General features: G+C 70.0%; 19 protein-coding genes. 7 read left to right on the top strand and 12 right to left on the bottom strand.

Annotated elements, in window-relative coordinates:
* Window positions 1–7: 7 nt before the first annotated feature.
* Window positions 8–1,357, top strand: coding sequence for a hypothetical protein (locus FHU13_RS18660; RefSeq protein WP_183437349.1), 1,350 nt, complete (start codon window positions 8–10; stop codon window positions 1,355–1,357).
* Window positions 1,358–1,599: 242 nt separating this feature from the next.
* Here the strand turns inward: FHU13_RS18660 and FHU13_RS18655 are convergent, their stop codons facing one another.
* The gene (locus FHU13_RS18655; RefSeq protein ID WP_183437348.1) at window positions 1,600–2,628 is read right to left on the bottom strand and encodes a GlxA family transcriptional regulator; all 1,029 of its coding nucleotides are present in this window, start codon (window positions 2,626–2,628) and stop codon (window positions 1,600–1,602) included.
* A gap of 448 nt (window positions 2,629–3,076) precedes the next feature.
* On the opposite strand from FHU13_RS18655, the gene FHU13_RS18650 reads away from it, so the two are divergent.
* From FHU13_RS18650 to FHU13_RS18625, 6 genes are all read left to right on the top strand, one after another.
* The gene (locus tag FHU13_RS18650; RefSeq protein ID WP_183437347.1) at window positions 3,077–4,330 is read left to right on the top strand and encodes a sarcosine oxidase subunit beta family protein; all 1,254 of its coding nucleotides are present in this window, start codon (window positions 3,077–3,079) and stop codon (window positions 4,328–4,330) included.
* A gap of 25 nt (window positions 4,331–4,355) precedes the next feature.
* Complete coding sequence (locus FHU13_RS18645; protein ID WP_183437346.1) at window positions 4,356–4,688, top strand: sarcosine oxidase subunit delta; 333 nt, start codon at window positions 4,356–4,358, stop codon at window positions 4,686–4,688.
* Window position 4,689: 1 nt separating this feature from the next.
* Window positions 4,690–7,677 carry a sarcosine oxidase subunit alpha family protein gene (locus FHU13_RS18640; protein ID WP_183437345.1) on the top strand — a complete coding sequence of 996 codons (2,988 nt, stop codon included), beginning with the start codon at window positions 4,690–4,692 and terminating at the stop codon, window positions 7,675–7,677.
* A complete protein-coding gene (locus FHU13_RS18635) occupies window positions 7,670–8,260 on the top strand; it encodes a sarcosine oxidase subunit gamma (protein ID WP_183437344.1) in 591 nt (196 codons plus the stop codon). The genes FHU13_RS18640 and FHU13_RS18635 overlap by 8 nt, the downstream gene beginning before the upstream one ends.
* 131 nt (window positions 8,261–8,391) lie before the next feature.
* A complete protein-coding gene (locus FHU13_RS18630; RefSeq protein WP_183437343.1) occupies window positions 8,392–9,753 on the top strand; it encodes an L-serine ammonia-lyase in 1,362 nt (453 codons plus the stop codon).
* Window positions 9,754–10,105: 352 nt separating this feature from the next.
* The gene (locus FHU13_RS18625) at window positions 10,106–10,327 is read left to right on the top strand and encodes a DUF1127 domain-containing protein (protein ID WP_183437342.1); all 222 of its coding nucleotides are present in this window, start codon (window positions 10,106–10,108) and stop codon (window positions 10,325–10,327) included.
* Between the two features lie 359 nt (window positions 10,328–10,686).
* Here the strand turns inward: FHU13_RS18625 and FHU13_RS18620 are convergent, their stop codons facing one another.
* The 11 genes from FHU13_RS18620 to FHU13_RS18570 form a co-directional block, all read right to left on the bottom strand.
* Complete coding sequence (locus tag FHU13_RS18620) at window positions 10,687–11,196, bottom strand: prolyl-tRNA synthetase associated domain-containing protein (RefSeq protein WP_183437341.1); 510 nt, start codon at window positions 11,194–11,196, stop codon at window positions 10,687–10,689.
* A 143-nt stretch (window positions 11,197–11,339) separates the two neighbouring features.
* The gene (locus FHU13_RS18615; RefSeq protein ID WP_183437340.1) at window positions 11,340–12,143 is read right to left on the bottom strand and encodes an electron transfer flavoprotein subunit beta; all 804 of its coding nucleotides are present in this window, start codon (window positions 12,141–12,143) and stop codon (window positions 11,340–11,342) included.
* On the bottom strand, window positions 12,140–13,369 hold the full coding sequence (locus FHU13_RS18610) for an electron transfer flavoprotein subunit alpha/FixB family protein (RefSeq protein WP_183437339.1): 1,230 nt from the start codon (window positions 13,367–13,369) through the stop codon (window positions 12,140–12,142). Before FHU13_RS18610 ends, FHU13_RS18615 begins: the two co-directional genes overlap by 4 nt.
* Window positions 13,366–15,264 (bottom strand): DUF3483 domain-containing protein, encoded by a 1,899-nt coding sequence (locus tag FHU13_RS18605; protein ID WP_183437338.1) that lies wholly within the window; start codon window positions 15,262–15,264, stop codon window positions 13,366–13,368. Before FHU13_RS18605 ends, FHU13_RS18610 begins: the two co-directional genes overlap by 4 nt.
* A gap of 141 nt (window positions 15,265–15,405) precedes the next feature.
* Window positions 15,406–17,448: an NADH:flavin oxidoreductase gene (locus FHU13_RS18600; protein WP_183437337.1), complete on the bottom strand. Its 2,043-nt coding sequence runs from the start codon at window positions 17,446–17,448 to the stop codon at window positions 15,406–15,408.
* A 73-nt stretch (window positions 17,449–17,521) separates the two neighbouring features.
* Entirely contained in the window at window positions 17,522–18,655 is a 1,134-nt protein-coding gene (locus FHU13_RS18595) for a hybrid-cluster NAD(P)-dependent oxidoreductase (RefSeq protein ID WP_183437336.1), read from the bottom strand.
* Between the two features lie 3 nt (window positions 18,656–18,658).
* Entirely contained in the window at window positions 18,659–19,918 is a 1,260-nt protein-coding gene (locus tag FHU13_RS18590; protein ID WP_183437335.1) for an SRPBCC family protein, read from the bottom strand.
* 123 nt (window positions 19,919–20,041) lie between these two features.
* The gene (hisN, locus tag FHU13_RS18585; protein WP_183437334.1) at window positions 20,042–20,848 is read right to left on the bottom strand and encodes a histidinol-phosphatase; all 807 of its coding nucleotides are present in this window, start codon (window positions 20,846–20,848) and stop codon (window positions 20,042–20,044) included.
* A 3-nt stretch (window positions 20,849–20,851) separates the two neighbouring features.
* Complete coding sequence (locus FHU13_RS18580) at window positions 20,852–21,787, bottom strand: phosphotransferase (RefSeq protein ID WP_183437333.1); 936 nt, start codon at window positions 21,785–21,787, stop codon at window positions 20,852–20,854.
* 10 nt (window positions 21,788–21,797) lie between these two features.
* Window positions 21,798–22,778: a phosphotransferase gene (locus FHU13_RS18575; protein WP_183437332.1), complete on the bottom strand. Its 981-nt coding sequence runs from the start codon at window positions 22,776–22,778 to the stop codon at window positions 21,798–21,800.
* Complete coding sequence (locus tag FHU13_RS18570; RefSeq protein WP_183437331.1) at window positions 22,775–24,067, bottom strand: Zn-dependent hydrolase; 1,293 nt, start codon at window positions 24,065–24,067, stop codon at window positions 22,775–22,777. Before FHU13_RS18570 ends, FHU13_RS18575 begins: the two co-directional genes overlap by 4 nt.
* Between the last annotated feature and the right edge of the window lie 23 nt (window positions 24,068–24,090).

Genomic DNA, 24,090 nt, shown 5'->3' with positions numbered 1-24,090 from the left:
GGGGGACATGACGGCAAACAGGTTGGCGGCTGCCCTGGTGGCATGTGCCGCGGGGGCAATGCTGTGCCCGACGTTGACCGCTGCGCAGACGCAGGGCCCGGTCGAGGTCGATGCCGAGCCCAGCCAGGTCAACCGCGAGCAGCCGGTCGCGGTCCCTGATCCCCGCTCCAATCCCGATTCTCTCAACACGTTCGACCTGGCGCCGCCGAAGGGCAAAACCGACTCGGGCACCTTCACCTTCGGCGGCGCCATCCGCGCCCGCTACGACTGGCGCTTCGACGATGCCAGCCGCGGCGGCGTGCGCAAGGCACGCGAGAATTTCGACTTCGACACCCTGGCGCTCAAGGCGGCCTACGATTCCGACACGATCTTCGGCGCGGCGCAGTACCGGTTCTACGGTGGCAGCTCGATCTACGGCCCGCGCAACGGCTATCGGGGCAATCCGGGTGAAGTCAATTTCCCGATGTTCGCCTATATCGGCTACAAGTTCACCAAGGAAGACAGCATCACCGTCGGCCTCAACCAAGCGCCGTTCGGCCTGACTCCTTATTTCGGCACGAGCTTCCTCGAAACGCTCGGCTTCACCATGGGCCTGGAGGAAGTCTACAATTTCGGCGTCAAGTTCTCGCACGTCGAACCGGACTTCAACTATCAGGTCGGCTTCTATCCGGGCGCCAACCCCAACGCCTTCGGCCTGAGCCTCGACAGCGCGCGCTACTCGACGAACATCGTCCGCGCCGACCCCTACGTCACGAACGGGACCAGCAACGCCGAACAGAACATGTTCATCGGCCGGGCCGAGTACTTCGTCCTCAAGAACGACACCGCCTCGCTCGCCTTCGGCGCCTCGATCTGGCACTCGGACATCTACAATTTCGACACGCGCCAGACCGGCACCAAGCAGCTCGAAGGTCTGCACGCGCTGGGCACCTACGGCGCCTGGGGCTTCAAGGCGATCTATGTCCGCCAGGACATCGATCCGAAGAACCCCTTCCGCAACGACCTCATCACGGTCGGCGGCTTCGACTTCTCGTACAATCTGGCAACGCACGGCAACTTCATCTCGGGGGAGGTGACCTACAAGGTTCCCGATCCGATCGGTCCGTTCACCGTGGTGCCCTTCGTCGGCTACAGCGCCTTCTACAAGGATAAGGCGAGCTTCCGGGCCAGCGAGCGCTTCACGCTCGGCGGGGCCTGGACCCTCACGGCCGACCCGAACCTGATCATCTACACCGAGGCCGCCATCGGCCGGAACGACCCCTATGTCGGCGTCGGTGAGTTCAACAACGGCCTCGCCCAGGGCGGCGAGAACCGCTGGAAGTCGCGGTTCATCATGAATATCGGCTATTACTTCTGACAGGACAATTGTTGCGGTCCATACCTGCGCCGGCTTCCACCTCGGGAGCCGGCGCTGTCGTTTTCGAGCGAGCCGACCCTTCATCCTGCCGTGTGGGGTGAGTGCTTCGAGCCGGCACCGGGCGCGTCCGGGTTCGTTGAAATCCCGCCTTTGCAAGCCGCAGCGAAAGCCCCGGGAAGCGTCGATTCATCCGACGCGCCCGGGGCTCTTTCATTCGACGCTCCGGACGTGAGGCGTGCGCCTCAGGCGCGCATGCCCTGCGCCTGCACGATCTTCCGCTCGGCGCTCGGCGGCTGGCCGAAACAGTCGAGATAGGCCTTCGAGAAATGTGAGGCCGAGGTGAAGCCGCACTCGAACGCCACCGAGAGCAGCGGCATCGCCGTCTGCCGGATCAGGGTGCGGGCGTGTTCGAGACGGATGCGCAGATAGTGCTTGGCCGGCGAGCGGCCGAGATACTTCAGGAACAGCCGCTCGAGTTGGCGGGTCGAGAGATGCACCGCGTCGGCGAGCTCCTGGCTGCCGAGGGGTTCGGCGAGCGAGGTTTCCATCAGCCCCACCACCCGCAGCAGCTTGGGATGCGAGACCCCGAGGCGCATGCGCAGGTCCATCCGCTGCCGCTCGCCGGATTCGCGGATGCGGTGGTGGATGAGTTGGTCGGCGACTTCGGAGGCCACGCTCGGCCCGTGGTCGCGCATGATCAACGACAGCATCATGTCGGCCGCCGCGGTGCCGCCGGCGCAGGTGAAGCGGTTGCGGTCGATCTCGAACAGATCGGAGCCGATCTCCAACCCGTCATGCTCCGAGACGAGGCCCGGCAGGTTCTCCCAGTGGATCGTCGCCCGGTATCCGTCGAGGAGACCGGCCTTGGCCAGCACGTAGGTGCCCGTGCACACGGCTCCGATCGCTGCCCCGCGGGCGCTGCACCGGCGCAGGGCCGAATGGAGGGCACGATGATCCGGACGCTGGATGTCGATGCCGCCGCACACGACCATCATGTCGAAATCCTGCGCGTCGCAGAAGCGGCCCGCGACCTTCACCTCGATTCCGTTCGAGGCGGTGCACTTGGTGCCGTCCTCCGACCACAGTGAGAAGCGGTAGAGATCACGCCCGACCGCGCGGTTGGCGAGCCGCAGGGGCTCGATCGCCGAGGAGAAGGCGATCATCGAGAAGCGATCGACCAGCATGAAGCCGACGGAGATGGCTCTCCCGGCGACCGCCTCGCTCGCGGTCAGCACACTTGCCGGGCTCGTCTCCCCGGCGGCTATCGTCATTTCCATCCCGACCACCGTTTGTCGGCCTGCGCCGCGGCTTGGTGGGCAATTCACGTGCCGCGCCGACTCTCGCGCCGGCCGGGAGCGACTCAGGATCGCTCCGGTTGTAACCGGCGCCGTCGATCGAGCGGGGCGCGTCCGCCGAGGCGGCGCCCACACCGGAACTTAATCTCCGATCATCCGCCGAATGCAATAGAATAATTCTTGTTCGATCCCCCGATCACGGCCGCGTGATCGAACAACCGTTGGATCTGTCAGTCGAACGGGCGGGCCAAAGTCGCCCGCCGGACAGGGCCGGAAGAACCGGCAAGACGAGCGGGAAAGGCGCTTTTCGGCGGGAGGCGCAGGGAAATCGATCGAGGTCGGGAATCCCAAACTCGCGGTCGCCGTCGATCAAGCCCCGCCGCGGCGTGCGGACCATGATCCGTCAACACCGCGAGGTCGTCCGATGCGCCGCTTCTCCCTCACGTCGCTGCTCTCCGAATCCATGCGGGGCCATACCGGCTGGGGCCGCCAGTGGCGCGCCCCCGAACCGAAGCCCCGCTACGACGTCGTCATCGTCGGCGGCGGCGGCCATGGCCTCGCGACCGCCTATTATCTCGCCACCGTGCACGGCATCACCAACGTGGCGGTGCTGGAGAAGGGCTGGATCGGCGGCGGCAATACCGGCCGCAACACCACGATCATCCGCTCCAACTACCTCTACGACGAGAGCGCGGCGATGTACGAGCACGCGCTCAAGCTCTGGGAGGGGCTCAGCCAGGAGCTGAACTACAACATCATGTTCTCCCAGCGCGGCGTGTTGATGCTCGCGCACAACATCCACGACGTTCAGAGCTTCAAGCGCCACGTCTACGCAAACCGTCTCAACGGCATCGACAACGAGTGGCTCTCGAAGGAAGAGTGCAAGGCGTTCTGCCCGCCGCTCGATATCTCGGGGAGCTTGCGCTACCCGGTGCTCGGCGGCGCACTCCAGCGCCGGGCCGGCACCGCCCGCCACGACGCGGTGGCCTGGGGCTATGCCCGCGGCGCCGACAACCGCGGCGTCGACATCATCCAGAACTGCGAGGTGACCGGCATCCGCCGTGATGCCTCCGGCGCGGCGGTCGGCGTCGAGACGACCCGCGGCTTCATCGGCGCCGGCCGGATCGGCGTGGTCGCCGCCGGCCACACCTCGACCCTGATGTCGATGGCCGGCGTGTCGATGCCGCTGGAGAGCTACCCGCTCCAGGCACTCGTCTCCGAGCCGGTCAAGCCGTGCTTCCCCTGCGTGGTGATGTCGAACGCGGTCCACGCCTACCTGTCGCAATCCGACAAGGGCGAACTGGTGATCGGCGCCGGCACCGACCAGTACACCTCCTACAGCCAGCAGGGCGGCCTCCACATCACCACCCACACGCTGGATGCGATCTGCGAGCTGTTCCCGCAATTCACCCGGATGCGGATGCTGCGCTCCTGGGGCGGCATCGTCGACGTGACGCCGGACCGTTCGCCGATCATCGGCAAGACGCCGGTGCCGAACCTGTTCGTCAATTGCGGCTGGGGCACCGGCGGCTTCAAGGCGACTCCGGGCTCGGGCCACGTCTTCGCCCACACGCTCGCGACCGGCACGCCGCACGCGATCAACGCGCCCTTCACCCTCGACCGGTTCCGCACCGGGCGCCTCATCGACGAGGCCGCCGCCGCGGCCGTCGCGCACTGATCCGCATCCGTCGGGAGTCCGAACCATGCTGCTGATCGCCTGTCCCAATTGCGGCAAACGGCCCGAGACCGAATTCCGGTGCGGCGGCCAAGCCCATATCGCCCGCCCGGCCGACCCGATGACCGTCGATGACGGCGGCTGGAGCGAGCACCTGTTCGTGCGCGCCAACCCCAAGGGCGTGCATGCCGAGCGCTGGTGCCACATCCACGGCTGCGGGCGCTGGTTCAACGCCCTGCGCGACACGATCAGCGACCGCTTCATCGAGACCTATCCGATCGGCGAGCAGCCGAAATCCGGCGTGAAACCCGGAACGATTCTCGGAACCAGTTCCGCAACCCAGAGCGAGGCGAGGGCGTGAGATGGCACAGCCGTTCAGATTGTCCCGCGGCGGACGCGTCGACCGCACCCGCCCCATCGTCTTCGCGTTCAACGGCAAGCCGGTCCACGGATACGCCGGCGACACCGTCGCCTCGGCGCTGCTGGCCAACGGCATCCACCTCGTCGGACGCTCGTTCAAGTACCACCGCCCCCGCGGCATCCTGAGCCACGGCCCCGACGAGCCGAGCGCGCTGCTCTCGGTCGATCGCGGCCCGGGCCGGATCGACCCGAACAACCGCGCCTCCGTGGTCGAGGCGCGCTCCGGCCTGCGCACGACCTCGCAGAACCACTGGCCGTCGCTCGAATTCGACGTCGGCGCGGTCAACGACCTCCTGTCGCCGGTCTTCGTGGCGGGCTTCTACTACAAGACCTTCATGTGGCCCCGGAAGTTCTGGGACCGGGTCTACGAGCCGTTCATCCGCGCCGCCGCGGGTCTCGGCAAGGCCCCGACCCAGGCCGATCCGGACCGCTACGCCAACCGCCACGCCCATTGCGACGTGCTCGTCGTCGGCGCCGGCCCGGCGGGGCTCGCCGCCGCGCTCGCCGCGGCCCGCACCGGCAAGCGGGTCATCCTCGCCGACGAGGGCGCGGAGCCCGGCGGCTCGCTCCTGCACGACACGACCTCGCAGATCGACGGGCGCCCCGCGGCGGACTGGCTCACCGAGACGCTGGCCGAGCTCGACGGGCGGGAGAACGTGATCCTGCTGCCCCGCACCACCGCCTTCGGCTACTACAACCACAACCACGTCGCGATGACCGAGCGCGTCACCGACCATCTGACGTCCGCCGCGGGCCAGGCGCCCCGCGAGCGACTGTGGCAGGTGCGGGCGGGCGAGGTGGTGCTCGCCGGCGGCGCCCACGAGCGTCCCCTCGTCTTCGCCGACAACGACCGGCCGGGCATCCTGCTCGCCGAGAGCCTGCGGGTCTTCCTCAACCGCTACGGCGTCGCGCCGGGCCGCAAGCTCGTCTTCGCCACGAGCGGCGCCTCCGCCTACCGGGCCGCGCTCGATGCGCGCGCTGCGGGCCTCGACGTGACCCTCGTCGATCTGCGCCTGGAATCGGATTGCGGACCGGAGCTGGCGCAACTGCGCGGCGCCGGCGTCGAAGTGTTGACCGGCCACACCGTGGTCGGATCGAAGGGCCGAAAGCGCGTCACGGGTCTCATCGTGGCGCCTGTCGGGAGCGACGGCCGGTGCGGCGGCCGTCGCATTCTCCCCTGCGACTGCGTCGGCATGTCCGGCGGCTGGACGCCCGCCGTCCACCTGTTCTCGCAGTCACGTGGCAAGCTCCGCTACGACGACGCCATCGATGCCTTCGTGCCGAGCATCTCAGCCCAGGCCGAGCGCTCGGCGGGTGCCGCCCGCGGCATCTACGACCTCGCCGCCTGCCTCACGGACGGCTTTGCGGCCGGTGCCGCCGCGGCGGGCTCGGACGAGCGGCAGGCCTTCAAGGCGACGGAGACGCTGACCGGCTTCCAGCCGGTGCGCATCATGCCGACGGACGCGAACCCGACCAAGGTCCGCGCCTTCGTCGATTACCAGAACGACGTCACCGCCAAGGACATCAAGCTCGCGGTCCGCGAGGGCTTCCAGTCGATCGAGCACGTCAAGCGCTACACCACGACCGGCATGGCGACCGACCAGGGCAAGACCTCGAACATGAACGCGCTCGGCATCGTCGCCGGGCAGCTCGACAAGGCGCTGCCGGCCGTCGGCACCACCACGTTCCGGCCGCCCTATACGCCGGTGACCTTCGGTGCCCTGGTGGGCCCCGCCCGCCACGCCCTGTTCGACCCGATCCGCACCACGCCGATCCACGAATGGGCCGAGGCCCACGGCGCCCTGTTCGAGAACGTCGCCCTGTGGCGGCGCGCCTGGTACTTCCCGAAGGCCGGCGAGGATCTGCACGCCGCGGTCGCCCGCGAGTGCAAGGCGGTGCGTGAGAATGTGGGCATCTTCGACGCCTCGACGCTGGGCAAGATCGAGATCGTCGGCCGCGACGCGGCCGAGTTCATGAACCGCCTCTACATCAACCCCTGGACCAAGCTCGCGCCGGGCCGCTGCCGCTACGGGCTGATGCTGAAGGAGGACGGCTACATCCTCGACGACGGCGTCGTCGCCCGCGTCTCGGACGAGTGCTTTCACGTCACCACCACCACCGGCGGCGCGGCGCGGGTGCTCGGCCACATGGAGGACTACCTCCAGACCGAGTGGCCGGAACTCGAAGTGTTCCTGACCTCGACCACCGAGCAATGGGCGGTGATCGCGCTCCAGGGCCCGAAGGCCCGCGACGTGATCGCCCCGCTGGTCGACGGCATCGATCTGTCGCCGGAGGCTTTTCCGCACATGGCGATGCGGACGGGGATGATCTGCGGCGTGCCGACCCGGCTGTTCCGCGTGTCGTTCACCGGTGAACTCGGCTTCGAGATCAACGTGCCCTCCGACCACGCCCGCGCGGTCTGGGAAGCGGTGTTCGAGGCGGGTCAGGCCCACGGCATCACGCCCTACGGCACCGAGACGATGCACGTCCTGCGGGCCGAGAAGGGCTACATCATCGTCGGCCAGGAGACCGACGGCACGGTGACCCCGGACGATGTCGGCATGGCCGGCATGATCCCGAAGGCGAAGAAGGACTTCGTCGGCAAGCGCTCGCTGGCGCGCCCCGACGTGGTCGCCTCCGGCCGCAAGCAGCTCGTCGGGCTCATGACCGACGATCCGAAACTCGTCCTCGACGAGGGCGCGCAGATCGTCGCCGATACCAATCAGCCGATCCCGATGCGCATGCTCGGCCACGTCACGTCGAGCTACTGGAGCGCCAATTGCGGACGCTCCATCGCCCTGGCCCTGGTCGAGGGCGGCCGCGAGCGGATGAACGGCCATCTCCACGTCACCACACCGGACGGGTTCACCCGCGTCACCGTCTGCGAACCGGTCTTCTTCGACGTCCAGGGGGAGCGCATCAATGCTTGAGACCCGCTACCGCGCCGCCCGCGCCCTGCCGCTCGGCGCCGCTTCCCGCCCCGCGACCGCCGGTTCGGGCGTGTCGGTCCGGCCCGCGGGCGCCGAGGCGCGCTTCTCGCTGCGGGCGCGGCTCGCCGCCGGCGCCGCGCCGAAGCTGGCCGGGCTCGCGCTCGATGCACCGATCAACACGGTCGGCACCGACGGCGAGACCTGGATCGCCCGGCTCGGGCCCGACGAGTGGCTCGTCGGCGGCCCGGAGGCCGATGCCGACCTGCTGCAGGGCCGCATCCACGAGGCGCTCGCCGGACTGCCCCACTCCCTGGTCGACGTCTCGCACCGCAATGTCGGCATCGACGTATCGGGTCGGCAGGCCGCGGCGGTGCTCAATGCCGGCTGCCCGCTCGACCTGTCCGAGGCCGCCTTCCCGCCGGGCAGCGCCACCCGCACCCTGCTCGGTAAGGCCGAGATCGTGCTGATCCGCGCGACCGCCGCGCCGCTCTACCGCGTCGAGTGCTGGCGCTCGTTCTCGACCTACGTCCACGGCTTCCTCAATGAGGCCGTCTTCGGGGTCGAAGGGTCGGCCGCGCATTGATGCAGGCCGGCGGCGAGCCCACCTCGTCGCGATGGGCCCTGCGCGGCCCCGGCACCCTGTCGTGACGCGCCTCTCCCCGAACGTGAATCCGCTTTCGGGAGAGGCGTCTTTTTGAGAGAGCAACGGACCCGATGATCAGCACCTTCGATCTGTTCAAGATCGGGATCGGTCCGTCGAGTTCCCACACCGTCGGGCCGATGGTCGCCGCGCGCCGCTTCCGCGAGACCGTGCTTACCCGCGGCGACACGGTGCGTGTGAGCGCCGAGATCTACGGCTCGCTCGCCTGGACCGGACGCGGCCACGGCACCGACGTGGCGATCCTGCTCGGTCTGCTCGGCCACGCGCCCGCCACCATCGATCCCGACCGGACCGCGCCGCTCGCGGATGAACTGCGCCGCACCGGCGATCTCGGCATCCCCGGCGTCGTCTTCGACGCCGAGCGCGACCTCGTCTTCAACTTCAAGGACATCCTGCCGCTGCACACCAACGGCATGCGGTTTTGCGCCTACGATGCCGGCGGCGGGCTCCTTGAGGACCAGATCTTCTACTCGGTCGGCGGCGGCTTCGTCGTCACGGCCGTGGAGGCCGAAGCTGCCTCGGCCGGGGATGCGGGGGCAGAGCCGCCGCCGCTGGCCTTCGGCAGCGGGCGCGAACTCCTCGACCTGACGCTGCGCACCGGGCTGACGATCCCGCAGATCCAGCTCGCCAACGAGCTGACCCTGCGCACGCGCGAGGAGATCGATGCCGGCCTCGACGCGATCCGCGACGCGATGTTCGCCTGCATCGAGCGCGGCCTGCGCATGGACGGCGAATTGCCCGGCGGCCTGCGGGTGCGGCGGCGCGCCAAGCGGCTCTACGAGTCGCTGGAGGCGACCAAGCTCGCCAACAGCCGCCCGGCCCACGAGATCATGGACTGGATCAGCCTCTACGCGCTCGCCGTCAACGAGGAGAACGCGTCGGGCGGCCGGGTGGTGACGGCGCCGACCAACGGCGCGGCCGGCATCGTGCCGGCGGTGCTGCGCTACACCCGCGACTTCTGCCCCGACTGGAGCGACGAGCGCGGGCGCGACTTCCTGCTCACCGCCGCCGCCATCGGCGGGCTGATCAAGGCCCGCGCCTCGATCTCGGGGGCGGAGGTCGGCTGCCAGGGCGAGGTCGGCTCGGCCGCGGCGATGGCGGCGGCAGGACTCACCTCGGCGCTAGGCGGCTCGGCCTTCCAGATCGAGAACGCCGCGGAGATCGCCATGGAGCACCATCTCGGCATGACCTGCGATCCGATCGCCGGCCTCGTCCAGGTGCCGTGCATCGAACGCAACGCCTTCGGCGCCAACAAGGCGGTGGTGGCGGCCTCGCTGTCGTTGCGCGGCGACGGCCAGCATCGGGTCAGCCTCGACGAGGTGATCGAGACCATGCGCCAGACCGGCCACGACATGCAGGCCAAGTACAAGGAAACCTCGCTGGGCGGGCTGGCCGTCAACGTCGCCGCCTGCTGACGCGACCACGGGCGGAAGCGGGTTTTTCGCCCCGCGACGCGGCCGATCGGACACCGATCGGGCTCCTCCCGATCCCGCAACCCCTCTTCCGACCCCGGGAGAGGGGTTTTTCGTGCCGCAATAGCCGTTTCTCTCCGCCGCATCTCACGCGTGGCGATCGCCCGGCCGACGGTTTCCATGCATGATAGGTAAGCAAACTGCTAAAAGTTGGACTTTCTTGCTCATTGCATGCGCATCAAGCAGAGCTGATCCCAAGCTTCCGCGCTCCTCCGACGACTGAGGAAGCCTCATATGAGCTCCAACGCGAACCGTCCTCGTCTTGATCAACGACGGCGCGATCGAGGCTCTTCTCATGTTTTCCAAGGTTTTCGAAAGTGTTCGCGCCCATCTCCGCGCCCGGGCCGACGAAGAGGCGCTGATGAACCTCAGCGACGCGGCTTTGGACGATATCGGCCTGACCCGCGCCGCGGTGTCGGAGCTGCGGGCCGGCTCCGAGCCGGCCCGCCCCGAGGCGACGGCCATCGCGCCGCTCTTCGCGGCTCTCGCCTTCCCGGTGACCCTGCAAACCGCCTGAAGGCTCCCTCAGTGGACGGCTCGAAGAGCCGCTGTCGCACAGGCAGGGCGCATGGACGGGGACGGTGTGCAGCCTGATCCGACCGTCACCCTCATGAACGAACGGCACACACGGAAATGGCCTCGAGGGATCGTCCCGGTTCCGCGCGCGGAACCGAGGCGATCCTTCGAGGCCATTTCATTGAGTCATGTGACATCCACCTGATCGCTTCGGTCTCACCTCCGTCCTCGCGAGGCGAAGCCGACGCGATCCAGGGCGCCGAAGGCGGCCCCGGGATGACGGAGTCGAGTGGGACAAAAGCGCTGCGGCGTCTCGAAAGCGCCTGCCGTTGCTCCGACTCGCAGCCTTGGGACAGGCCCTCAGGCCGCCGCGCTCTCCGGCAGGGCGACCGGCATGGGCTCGTGCCCTTCCGCCCTCAGAACCTCCACGAGGTCGGCCGGGACGAGCGAGAGGGTGCGCGTGCTGACGAGCGGGTGGATGTTGACCCGCGTCTCGTTCAGCAGGCTATCCTGAATGAACACCCGCAGGCTGCCCGGCGCGGCGTTGAGCGCCGCCAGCGGCGAGACGGCACCGCTCTCGACCCCGAGGATCTCTCGCAAGGCCTCGGGGCTCGCGAAGGACAGGCCGCCGCGCGCGCCGAGCACGGCGCGGAACGCCTTGAGATCGACCCCGGCGTCGTGCTGGAGCGTCACGAGGAAGTAGGTCTTCTTCCCGTCGCGCAGGAACAGGTTCTTGGTGTGGGCGCCGGCGATGTCGCCGCAGACCGCCATCATCGCCTCGACGGTGAGAACCGACGGGTGCTCGTAGAGCTTGTAGGCGATGCCGCGCTCGCGCAGCCGCGTCAGCAGGTCGTCCGGGCTCAGGGGCATGGGTGTCGTTCCGCTTTTTCTCAGAGCGCATTTCGACGAAGTGGTCACCGGTTCGTCGAGAAAATGCGCGTCAGAACAATGACTAGAACCTTGTTTTGCATCGTCTTTTCCGAAAGCCGGTGGCCACCTTTCGGGACGATGCTCTAGATCTTCGGTTCCGCGCCAGCGCCGGCCGGAGCCAGGACGCCGATCTGCCGGAGATAGGCCAGGATCTCGCGGGCGGCGTCCTCGGGATCGGGCTGGATCAGCAGCCGGCCGCTCGAAGCCGACCCGCTCTCGCCGGTGGCCGCCTTCAGCCGCTCCGCCGCCGAGCCGCCCGCGGGCGCGCCCTTCACGATCTTGGGCCGGCGGCGATAGGGCCGCTCCTCCATCGCGATGGCCGGAGCCGGGACCGCGGCCGGCGCGACGGCCAGCGTCTCGACGCGGCCGCGGCGAGCCCGGCCATAGGCGTAGGCGAGCGGGGCAGGGGCGTCCGGATGGCAGGTGACGACGACCGGCCCCCGCACCAGCACCCGGCGCAGGGCACCGCGGCCGAGGCTCTGGTCGAGGCGCAAGGCCCCCTCCGCCTCGCGCGCCGCCGCGACCACGTCGGACACCAGGGGCAGCGAGAGGGCGCGGGCCAGCGCATAGGGCACGAGGCCGCTCTCGTCGCCACCCTGGCTGCGCCGCCCGGCCAGGATCAGGGCGGGGGCAAGTTCGGCGAGCCGCGCGGCGAGTGCCGGCACCGGGTCGTCGCCGGCCGCGACCGCGATGTGCTCGATTCGGTCGAGCCCCTGGCCCAGCGCCTCGGCGATCGCGGCGGCGTCCGGCCCGGCATGCAGGCCGAAGATTTCGGACGACGCGCCGAGCCCGGCGGCCATCCGGATCGCCTGGGCCTCGACCCGCGGCAGCACCGGCGCCCCGGAGACCGGATGGAGTCCGGCGGACAGGAGGACGGCGATCTTCATAACGGCGCTCCCTCCGCTCCCTGTCCGGATTCCTGGGCGAGCAATCGGAGCAGGGCCGGCATCACGGCCTGGGCGTCCTGCACCACGGCGAGGCCCGCCCGCTCGATCATCGCCGCGTGGAGGTCGGTGTTGACCGCCACCACGTGCTCGCAGCCGGCCACGCCCTGGAGGTGCTGCGGCGCCCCGGAGATGCCGAGCGCGAAGTAGCAGGTCGCGGCCAGCACGGTGCCCGAGGCGCCGACCTGGCTGTGGCGCGGCATCAGCCCGGCATCGCACAGCACGCGGCTCGCGCCGGGCGTCGCGTGAAGCTCCGTTACCACCTGGCGGAAGGTGTCGAGATCGGTGAGGCCGTTGCCGGCCGACACGACGAACTCGGCGAGCGACAGCGGCACCGTGGCGGGATCGGCCGGGATGCGCGTCGCCGACACGATGTTTTTCGGAGTTTCTACCGGGACCGAGCCCTCGAAGGGGAGGGCGCGCGCCTCCCGCGGCGGGCCGGCATAGTCGGCGACCGCGTCCGGCGCCACGGTGGCGAGGCGGGGCGGGGCGAGGCTCTGCTCGACCCGGCGGCCCCTGGCCGGGCGGACCAGACCCTTGGCGGCCACCACCTCGGCATTGGTGAACAGCGCCTCACCTGAGGCCACCGCGACGCGGCGGGCGAGATCGCCGCCGTCGAGGGATTCCGGGAACAGGACGTGGCGCGCCGCGAGGCCTGCGAGGGCGACCCCGACGCGGGCAGCCCGGCCCGCCGGATCGTATCCCTTCGCGCCGTCGAACCGGAGCACCCGATCGGCGCCCGCCGCCCCGAGTCCCTCGCAATCCCCCTCCACGATCACCGCGACCGCACCCTCGCGCCCGGCGAGCGCTCGAGCCGCGCCGAGCACCTGCCGGTCATGGCCCGAGAGGCGACCGCCGGGCGCGTCCGGCACCACCGCGACGAGGAAGGCGGGCGTCTCGACGATGACCGTCTTCGGCGCCTCCGCCACCGGCGCAGACCGGGGCACGGCGGCGACCGCCTCGCCGATCGGGCGGCCGACCTGAGTAAGGTCGTAGCGCAGCCGCGCCCCGCCGCCGATGCGCTGCGCCTCGCGCTCGGCCCGCGGGTCGCGGCGCGGCCGGCCGGAGCCGGCGGCCCGCCGGGTGCGGTCGTAGCGGGGGCGGGGACCCTCGCCGGCGATGAAGGTGGCCGCCCGCTCGGCCCGCGGGTCGCGGCGCGGGCGGCTCATCGGCCCGCCTCCACCGCCTGGAGCAGGAGTTCGGCCACGTCGCGGATCTCCGCCTTGCGGTCGGTCACGCCCTCCAGCATCGCCGTGCAGGAGGGGCAGGCGACGGCGACGATGCCGGCGCCGGTCTCGGCGGCCTGGGCCATGCGGATGTCGGGGATGCGCCGCTCGCCCGGCACGTCGCTCACCGGCGCGCCGCCGCCGCCGCCGCAGCACATCGCCCGGCGCCCCGAACGGGCCATCTCGCTGCGGGAGACGCCGATCGCGTCGAGCACGGCGCGGGGCGCCTCGGTCTCCCCGTTGTAGCGGGCGAGGTAGCAGGGGTCGTGATAGGTGACCGAGAGGTCCGGCAGTCGGCCGGGGTTGAGCTTGCCCGCCCGGATCAGCTCCAGCAGGAAGGCGGTGTGGTGCACCACCGTGTAGCGCCCACCGAGCGCCGGGTACTCGTTGCGGAGCGCATGCAGCGCGTGCGGGTCGGCGGTGACGATCCGCGCGAAGCGGTATTTGCTGAGTGTCGCGATGTTCTCCCGCGCCAGCGCCTGGAAGGTCGCCTCGTCGCCGAGCCGGCGGGCGAGGTCGCCGGTGTCGCGCTCCTCCGCCCCCAGCACCGCGAAATCGACTTGCCCGTCGCGCAGGAGCCGGACGAGGGCGCGGAGCGAGCGGCCGTAGCGCAGGTCGTAGGCGCCCTCGCCGAGCCAGAGCAGGATTTCGGCCCCGCCGCGCTCGGCCATCCGCGGCAGCTCGACACCGGCGGCGAAGTCCGTGCGCGCGGCGAGCGGGCGCCCGCCGGGATCGCCGGACTGGCGCAGCTCCGTCACCGGCCCGACCGCCTTCTCGGGCAGCGCCCCGCGCTCCAGCGTCTCGTGCCGGCGCAGGGAGACCACGGCGTCGACATGCTCGATCATCATCGGGCATTCCTCGACGCAGGCGCGGCAGGTGGTGCAGGACCACAGCGTGTCCGGGTGGATGCGCGCGTCCGGCCCGATCAGCCGGGCCAGCGCCCCGCGCTCGCCCTCCGCCGCCCGGCCGCCGGGATAGGGATTGCCGGCATAGGCGGGCTCGGCCGGGGAGAGGCCGGCGACGAGATCCTGAATGAGTTTCTTGGGGTTCAGCGGCTGGCCGGCGGCGAAGGCCGGGCAGGCGATCTCGCAGCGCCCGCAGCTCACGCAGGCGTCGTAGGAGAGCAGACGGTTCCAGGTGAAGTCGGCGGGCATCTCCGAGCCGAGCCGGGGCGCATCGAGGTCGAGGGGCTGGAGCGCGGTGTCGGGGCGACCCTCGAACCGGCCGGGCCGGGGATGGGCGACGAGGTGGAGCGCGCCGGCCGCTGCGTGGCGCATCGGGCCGTGGCGTACCTCGTAGGCGAGGCCGAGCCCGCCGGCCGCCGCGAGCGCGAGCGCAACGGAGCCGAACAAGCCGCCGCCGCCGAAGGCCAGCAGCAGCGCGGTGATGGTGCCGCCGACGGCGTAGGCGAGAAGCAGGAACGGCAGGATCTGGAAGTGGCCGGCGGAGAGGCGCTTCTGCTTAACAGGATAGCGCCGGGCGCCGACGAGCAGCGAGCCGACCGCCGTGACCCCGAAGGCCAGCGCCACGAGGAACCAGTAGGGCCGGAACTCCGCCAGCGGCGGCAGGATCGCCAGCGCGGTCAGAATGGAGGACGCGAGCAGGCCGCCCGCCACGACCGCGTGCATGCGCGAGGCGTAAGGATCGCGGGCCACGACGTGGTGGACATCGACGAGGTAGCGCCGGGGCAGCTTGGCAAGGCCGTCGAGCCACGCCACGGGCGCGGCCGTGCCGACGCGCCAGAGGGCGGCACGGCGCGAGACCTGGACGAGGGCGAGCGCCGCCATCAGCCAGACGAGGCCGGGAAACACCGTGGTCAGGGGCACGAAGCTGGTCATGACGGTGGGCCTACGGGCTTGGCGAGGGTGCTGAACTCATCGAGTCGGAGCGAGGCGTTCGATTGCCGCGCGTCCTCTCTCCCCGCGTGCGGGGAGCGAGGAGAGCCGCTGCGAGCCCGTTCGTGCCATGGGTGAACCGGATCAAAGATCCTTGCACAGCCGCAGGGCGTCGTAGATCGCCGCGTGGATGTTGCGGCCCGAGACCGCGTCGCCGATGCGGTAGAGGGCGTAGCCCTTCGACAGGTCGTAGGGCTGCGGCTCGCCGCGCAGGACCGCGTCCTGATCGGTCTGGCCGTGATTGACCGAGGCGTCCTTCAGCGCGTGGTAGAGCCCGTCCACGGGCAGCGTGCCGTGATCCACGACGATGCGGTCGACGAGGCGCTCCTCCTCGGCATCGGTCATGGTGTTGCGCAGGGCCGCGACGAAGCGGTTGCCCTCGGGGTAGATCTCGATCAGCTCCATGTTCGGCGTCATCACCACGCCGAGCTTGTACAATTCGCGCAGGTGGATCGGCTGGTTGGTCGTGCCGACCTCCTCCGCGACCATGCGGTCGTGGGTGGCGATCTCGACGAGGCAGCCGCGCTTGGCCAGTTGCTCGGCGACCGACGCGGCGTTGTGCTGGCCCATCTCGTCGTAGAGCAGCACCGAGCCGGTGGGCTCGACCGCGCCGGTCAGCACCTCGGTGGTGGTGACCGCGTGCTGCTCGGCGCCCTTGGCGTGGCCGCGGAAGGGCGTACCTCCGGTCGCGACGATGATGATTTCGGGCTTCTCCGCCAGCACGGCCTGTTCCGTCGCCTCGGTGTTGAGGCGCAGATCGACACCGAGCTTCGTCACCTGCGACACCAGCCAGCGGGTGATGCCTGACATCGCCTCGCGCCAGCCCGCCTTGGCCGCGATCGAGATCTGGCCGCCGGCCTGCCCGCTCTTCTCGAACAGCACCACCGAATGGCCGCGCTCGGCGCAGACGCGGGCCGCCTCCAGGCCGCCGGGGCCGGCGCCGATCACCACCACGCGGCGGCGCAGGTCCGCCTTGCGGATCTCGTGCGGCATCGTCGCCTCGCGGCCGGTGGCCGCGTTCTGGATGCAGAGCGCGTCGCCGCCGACATAGATCCGATCGATGCAGTAGCCCGCGCCGACGCATTGACGAATGTCGTCGGCCCGGCCCTCGGAGAGCTTCTTCACGAGGTGCGGATCGGCGATGTGGGCACGCGTCATCGCCACCATGTCGACATGCCCTTCCGCGACCGCGCGCGCCGCGGTGGCGAGGTCGGTGACGCGCTGGGCGTGGAACACCGGCACGTCGACCTCGCGCTTGATCGCGCTCGGCAGGAACAGGAACGGCGCCACCGGGAAGGACATGTTCGGCAGCGAGATCGCGTGCGCGATGTGGTCGCGCGCCTGGCCGCCGAGGATGTTGAGGAAGTCGACGAGTCCGCGCCGGGCGTATTCCGTGGCGATCGCCAAGCAATCCTCCTGGCTGAGGCCGTCGGCGATCATCTCGTCGCCGGACATGCGGATGCCGATGACGTAGTCGTCGCCGACCTCGGCGCGCATCGCCTCCAGCACCTCGATGCCGAAGCGCATCCGGTTCTCCAGGCTGCCGCCATACTTGTCGGTGCGCTGGTTGACGCTGGGCGACCAGAACTGGTCGATCAGGTGGCCGTGGGCGGCCGAGACCTCGCAGCCGTCGAGTCCGCCCTCGCGGCAGCGCCGGGCGGCCTGGGCGAAGCTCTTGACGATGCGGGCGATGTCCTCGGGCTCCATCTCCTTCGGGATGGTGCGGGAGGCGGGCTCGCGCCGGGGTGAGGGCGAGACGGTGGGGAGCCAGTGCTCGGTGTCCCACTTGGTCCGCCGGCCCATATGGGTGAGCTGGATCATCAGCTTGCCGCCGTGCTCGTGCACCCGGTCGGAGAACTGCCGGAAGAACGGGATCACCGAATCGTCGGCGACCGAGATCTGGTTCCACGGCGCGGCCGGACTGTCGACGGCGACCGAGGACGAGCCGCCGAACATGGTGAGCCCGATGCCGCCCTTGGCCTTCTCGGCGTGGTAGAGCTGGTAGCGCTCCTGCGGCTTGCCGTCCCGGCCGTAGCCGGGCGCGTGGCTCGTGGACATCACCCGGTTGCGGATGGTGAGCCCCTTGATGGTCAGCGGCTTCAGCAGCGCGTCGGCATTGGCGATCACGGGACGACTCCCGAAGGCAACGGGGAAAGCTTGGGGACGCTGACCGGGGGCGACCGCCGGGGCGGCCGCCCGATCAGCGTTCGACGACGAGGTCGCTCGTCGGCTTCGAGCAGCACAAGAGCGCCATGCCGGCGTCGATCTCGCGCTGGCGGATGCCGCCGGCATGGGTCATGGCGACGGTACCGGAGGTGAGCTTCGACTTGCAGGTGCCGCACAGGCCCTTGGCGCAGGAGGAGGGCAGGCGGATGCCGGCCTTGCGGGCGGCGTCGAGCACCGTCTCGTTCTCCGGGCATTCGAGCACCCGGCGGGTTTTAGCGAACTCCACCCGGAAGGTGCGCACGCCCCCGGTGGGCGCGGCCTCGGCGTCGAGTTCCTTGCCCGCCTCCGCCGCGGCCTCCTGCTCGGCCTCCGGCAGTTCGCCGAAGTCGAAGCTCTCCTGATGGTGCCGGGCCATGTCGAAGCCGGCTTCCTTCAGCATCGCCCGCACGGCGTCCATGTAGGGCTTGGGGCCGCAGACGAAGACTTCGCGCTCCAAAAAGTCCGGCACCGCCTCACGCAGGATGTCGAGCGACAGCCGGCCCTTCGGACCCGTCCAAGTCTCATTGGGCGAATCGGTCTCGCAGACCGCGTGGAAGCGGAAGCCGGGATCAAGCCGGGCGATCGTCTCCAGCTCGCCCCGGAACACGATGTCGGCGGGCGAGCGGGCGGAGTGGACGAAGGCCACGTCGCGGGCCTCACCGAGGTCGTGGAAGGTGCGCGCCATCGACATCATCGGCGTGACGCCGCTGCCGCCGGACAGGAGCAGGTACTTCTTCGCCGGATGGGTGAAGCAGGAGAACTCGCCCATCGGCCCCAGAGCCCGCACGACCGAGCCGGGCTTCAGGTTGTCGTGCAGCCAGTTCGAGACCGGGCCGCCGGGCACGCGCTTGACCGTGAACGAGACCGCGTTCGGCCGCGTCGGCGCCGAGGAGATGGTGTAGCAGCGGTGGATCGTCTCACCGCCGACCTCGAAGGAGAAGGTCAGGAACTGGCCCGGCGCATAGGCGAAGCGCCGGGGCTCCTTCGGGGCGAGCACGAAGGTCTTCACGTCGTGCGTCTCGTCGCGAACGGCGAGGCAGACCAGGGCGTCGTCGGCCTCCGCATCCCAGGGCGCGGAGGCCGCGAGCCGCGCGGCGGCCGGCTCGGCCGAGGTGGAGGCCGACGTCATGGCTCAGCGCCCCAGATGCGCGGCCATGCGGCCGACATACCAGTTGCAGAATTTTTCCACGAGCATCTCGGTATGCGGCGAGTAGGGGCCGGGCTCGTAGGCCGGGCTCGCGACACCCTGCTGGCAGATGCCGACGAGTTCGCTGTCCTGATCGTTCGTCGCCTCCCAGACGCCGGTGAGGTTGGCGAGGTCGTAGTCCACGCCCTCGACCGCGTCCTTGTGGACGAGCCACTTGGTGCGCAGCAGCGAGCGCTCGGCATCGAGCGGCAGCACCGAGAACGTGACGATGTGGTCGCCGAGGAAGTGGTGCCAGGAATTCGGCTGCGTCCAGACCGAGAGGCCGCCGAGCTTGGCGCTGGTGAGGTTGCCGAGCAGCTTCTTGCAGGCGGCCTTGGTGTCGAGGGTGTGGGACTCGCCCTCACCGTCGAGCGGCAGCCGCTCGGTGCGGAAGCCCGTGACCATCGTGTCGAGTTCGTCGATCTCCTTCGACGGCAAGCCCTCCGCTTCCCACTCGCCGTGGCAGGTGTTGAGCAGACAGCCGTAGCGCTCGGCCTGGGCGCGGTCGTGCTCGTCCATCTCCTCGGGGGCGAAGCCGAAGCCGTAGGCGAAGAGCGGCACGGTCAGCTCGGGATGGTTGGCCCCGCAATGGTAGCATTCGCGGTTATTCTCCATCGTCAACTTCCAGTTGCCGGGCTCGATGATGTCCTTCTGGAAGGCGACCTTGGTCTCGCGCACGTTGTGCGGCTCGATATAGGGCCCGAGGCGGGCGGCCATCTCGTCGAAATCGGCCGGGGGCTCGTCGGCGAGGCAGATGAAGAGCAGGCCGGCGAGCGAGCGGACATGCACCGGCTTGAGGCCGTGGCACTCCTTCTTGAAGTCCGGGCCCATATGCTCGGCGTGGATCAGGTTGCCTTCAAGGTTGTAGGTCCAGGAATGGTAGCGGCAGACGAGGTTGCCGACCGTGGACTTCTCGTCGTGGACGAGGCGGGCGCCGCGGTGGCGGCAGACGTTGTGGAAGGCGCGGATCTCGTTGTCGTCGTCGCGCACGATCGCGACCGAGGTCTTGCCGATATCGACGACCATGACGTCGCCGGCCTCCGGCACGTCGGGCTCGACGCCGACATAGATCCAGTGCCGTCCGAAGATGATCTCCATGTCGGCCTCGAACACCTCGGGGCTGAGGTAGAACGGGGCAGCGAGGGTGTAGCCGGGGCGACGCTCGCGCAGCAGGCGCTGAAGCGGGGTCGGCGTCACATCGAGCATGGGGACCTCCCGAGCCGTATCTGGCTTTCGGGAATTATTGTTCGCCGGGGTCCCCGTCGCTTCCACATCAGCGACATCCCCTTGGCAAACCGCGACGCGGGGAAACCGCCGGCTTCGGTCGCCCTACGCCCGCAGGATCGCCAGCGCCTCGGCGTGCAGTTCCGGCGTCGCCGCCGCGAGCACCCGCCCGTCGGATTGGAGGGAGAGGTCCTCGCCGCTCCAGTCGGTGATCACGCCGCCCGCCGCCCGGATCACCGGCACCAGGGCCATATAGTCGTAAGGTTGCAGGCCGGTCTCGGCGATCAAGTCGCAATGGCCGCTCGCCAGCAGGCCGTAGGCGTAGCAATCGCCGCCGAAGCGGCGCAGGGCCGTTGTCGCGCTGAGGCGGTGGTAGCGCGCCTCGTCCGCCCCGGTGAAGCCCTCGGGCGAGGTGGTGAAGAAGCGCGCCGCGGACAGGCTCCGGCAGGTGCTGGTGCGGGCGGGTGAGTCGCCGAACCGCGCCTCACCCGGCACGCCGGTCCAGCGCTCACCCAGCGCCGGCATGTCGATCAGCCCGACGACCGGCAGACCGCCGTCGAGGAAGGCGATCAGGGTGCCGAACAGCGGCAGGCCGGTGACGAAGCTCTTGGTGCCGTCGATCGGGTCGATTACCCAGACCGGCCCGGTGCCGGGCCTTCTGCCGGGCTTCACGCCCATCTCCTCGCCGAAGATGCCGTGATCGGGGAACCGCGCCTCGATCAGGGCCCGCAGGCGCGCCTCGATGGCGCGGTCGGCCAGCGTCACCGGGCTCTCGTCGGCCTTCGTCACGATGTCGAGCGGGGTGCGGAAATAAGCGCGCGCGATCGGGCGCGCGGCCTCGGCCAGCTCGGCGGCGAAGGCGAGGATGGTTTCCGGGGCGAGTGCGCCGGTTGTGGGATCAGCCAGGCGCATCGCTCAGAGCGCCTTCAGGAAGAGCGGCCAGCGCGGGTCGTTCATGATCGAGCGGGCGCGCATGTGTTTCCAGATCCCGTACTTGTAGAAATCGAAGTCGAGGGTGGAGATGCGGTTCTGCACCATCGCCCAGGTCGACCACTTCACGTCGGCGAGCGCCTTGTGCACCATCAGGCGCGCGAACAGAGCCTCGTCGTAGCGGCCGAAATACTGCTCGATCAGCTCGCGATCGACGCTCTCAGGGAAGAACATCTCCCCGCTCCAGATCGCGATGTCGTAGAGCCGGTCGTTGTTGGAGGCATATTCGAAGTCGATCAGCAGGATCGAGCCATCCTCGCCGATGAGGAAGTTGCCCGGCATCGGATCGTTGAAGCAGGGCACGAGGTCGAGGCCCGAGGCCTCCAGAGCCGCCCGCGCCAGCCGGGTCTGACGGGTGAGCCACGCCTGATCGGGCGGCAGCAGCGCACCGAGTTCGGCGGCCTGCCGGTCGTGCTCGTCGATCATGTCGAACACGGTCTTGGTCAGCGGCAGGAGCGGGGCCGCGTGGAAGCGGCGGTAGACGCGCATCGCTTCCGCCCGCAGGGCCGGATCGGCGAAGTCGCGGTTGGTCGAGGGGCGGCGCCCGTCCACGAACTCGGCGATCTCGATGCCGTGCGCGTCGAGATCGTCGAAGGTGCGGGGGCCTAGCCCGATCACCTCCGCCTGCCGGCTGGCGGCCCGGGCGGCGGCGCGGTCGATGAACATCTCGGTGCCGCGGCCCGGCATCTTGACGAAGTAGGGATGCGGCTCGCCCTCGATCTCGACGCGCCAGTTGACGTTGCTGATCCCGCCGAGCACCGGCCGATAGCGCGTCGAGCGCCCCTGCCAGCGCGGAACGGCGCGCAGGGCCGCCTCGAAGGCGTGCTCGGCCTCTGTGGCGGCATGGCCCAGAGCGATCATGGTCGTCTCCTCACAAGGCTCTCAGGGTTTCCTCGAAGCCCGGCCGGCCGACGAGCATCCGGCAGCGCAGGAAGCGCCACGCGGCGTACTTGCGAAATTCGAGCCCGCGGCGTGGCGAGAGCCGGTCCATGACGAGCGCGCGCAAGCCCCAGTGCAGGTCGTCGGCGGCGGCGTAGGCACGGGCGCGGTTGAACACGTCCTGACGGAAGCGGCCCTCCGCCATCTCGATGCCGGCCTTCATCGGCGCCTCGAAGGAGCAGGCCTCGTTGAGGAAGGCGCCGAGCTGGTAATGAGGGTCGGTGTCGCAGGCCATGTCGAAATCGACGAGCTGCAGGGTGCCACCGGGGCCGAATAACAGGTTGGAGGCGTGCGGGTCGGCATGGGCCGGGCGGACATCCGTGCCGGCCGCCGTCAGTGCCGCCTCGATCGCCTCGGCCCAATCGAACAGGAACCACGCGTCGGGCGGCAGGGTGTCGGCCCCTTCACCGAGCAGGGCGCGAAGGTCACGGATCGCATCGAACACGCTCCATGGCCGGCCGAAGGCTTCGCCCGCGCCGATCCGGCGGAAGGCCTCGATCACCGTGGCCATGCTGTCCGGCCGCTGAAGCCTGTCGAGGGTGGCCGGGCGCCAATCCGGGCCGAGGCATCGGAACAGGATCGCGCCCTGATCCGCCGCGCAATGCAGCGGTTCCGGCGCGAGGCCCAGCGCAGCGATGGCCTGCGCCGCGCGGAAGGCAGCGGCGGGATCGAGCAGCGCGGCGGCGCAGGGCTCCGAGACCTTGAGGAACAGGCTCGGCGCGACGCCCTCGGCCTCGGCGACGTGGAAGGTCGTGGATTCGACCCCGTGATAGGAGGGCGAGGCGAGGCCGGGCACAGCCACGGCGTAATACGGCCCCTTTCCCCGGAGGTCGGGCCGCGCGGAGAAAGCCTGGGCCAGGGCGGCCTCGGCCAGCCGCTCCGACGCGTCGTCGGGGGTGCCCAGCCCCTTCATCGGACCCCTCCCGCGGTCTCGACGGCGGCCATGCCCTCGGTGGCGAGGATCATCAGCATGTCGGCGAGCACCTGCGTTCCGAAGGCCTGATCCTCCGGGCTCGTGAACTCGGTCGGGTGGTGCATCACGCCGCCGCGGCAGGGCACGGCCAGCACCACCGAGGGGCAGACCGCGCTGAGGCTGACGGCGTCGTGGCCGCCGATCGTGTCGAGGTGGCGGGTCGTCGTGCCGTTGGCAGCAGCCGCGCGCTCGGCGAGCCGCACGAGGCCCGGCGCCATCGGGCCGGCCGCGCGACGGTCGATGGCGCGCACCTCGTGACCCACTTCCGCGCGAGCGGCGGCCAGATCGATGGCGGCCTTCAGCCGGAGTTCGGCCTCCTCCAGGATCGCAGGCGAGCCGGAGCGCAGCTCGATGAACAGAACCGCCTCGCTCGGCACGGTGTTGGGCGAGTTGGGGCGGACTTCGAGCCTGCCGACGGAGGTGTGCAGGTCGAGGCCGTAATCGGCCGTCATCGCCTTGAGGTCGGCGATCAAGTAGGCGGCGCCGAGAAGCGCGTCGCGCCGCTCGGCCATCGGCGTCGGGCCGGTATGGGCTTGGCGTCCGAGGAAGGCGAGGCGGTACTTGGTGGCGCCCCAGTAGCGGGTGAAGGCACCGAAACGCAGGCCCTCGCGCTCGAGGATCGGTCCGCCTTCGATATGCAGTTCGATGAAGGCGTCCGGCACCGGCACGGCATCGCTCCCGACATAGCCGATCCGCGACAGGGCCTCGCCCACGGTGACGCCGTCGCCGTCGCTCCGGGCCAGCGCCCAGTCGAGCCCGGCCGCACCGGTGAAGACGCTGCTGCCGAGCAGGCTCGGCTGGAAGCGGGCGCCCTCCTCGTTGGTCCAGTTGGCGACCGCGAAGTTGCAGGCCGAGGCCATGCCCGCCGCTTCGAGAGTCTCGCGCACGGAGAGGATCGCCTCGCAGGCGGCGAGCACGCCGAGGGTCCCGTCGAAGCGCCCGCCATTGGGTTGGCTGTCGAGATGCGAGCCGACCATCACCGTCGGCGCGCCGGGCCCAGCCAAGTCCAGAGCACCGAACTGGTTGCCGATCGCGTCGATCTTCGGGGTGAAGCCGTGCGCGGAAAACCACGCGGCGAGCCAGTCGCGCGCCTGCCCGTCCTCCTGCGAGAGCGTCAGGCGGGTCAGCGCGCCGTCCGCCCCGCCGCCGAAGGCGGAGACCGCCTCCATCATCGCCTGGAGGCGGGCGGGGTCGATCCGCACGGGGGCTAAGGCCATCATGTCGGGCATGGATCTCATCGATGTCTCGAGAA

Origin of the sequence: Methylobacterium sp. R2-1, from assembly GCF_014191355.1 — a bacterium.
Classification (GTDB): Bacteria; Pseudomonadota; Alphaproteobacteria; order Rhizobiales; family Beijerinckiaceae; genus Methylobacterium.
This window is presented reverse-complemented; position numbering and strand designations above follow the sequence as displayed.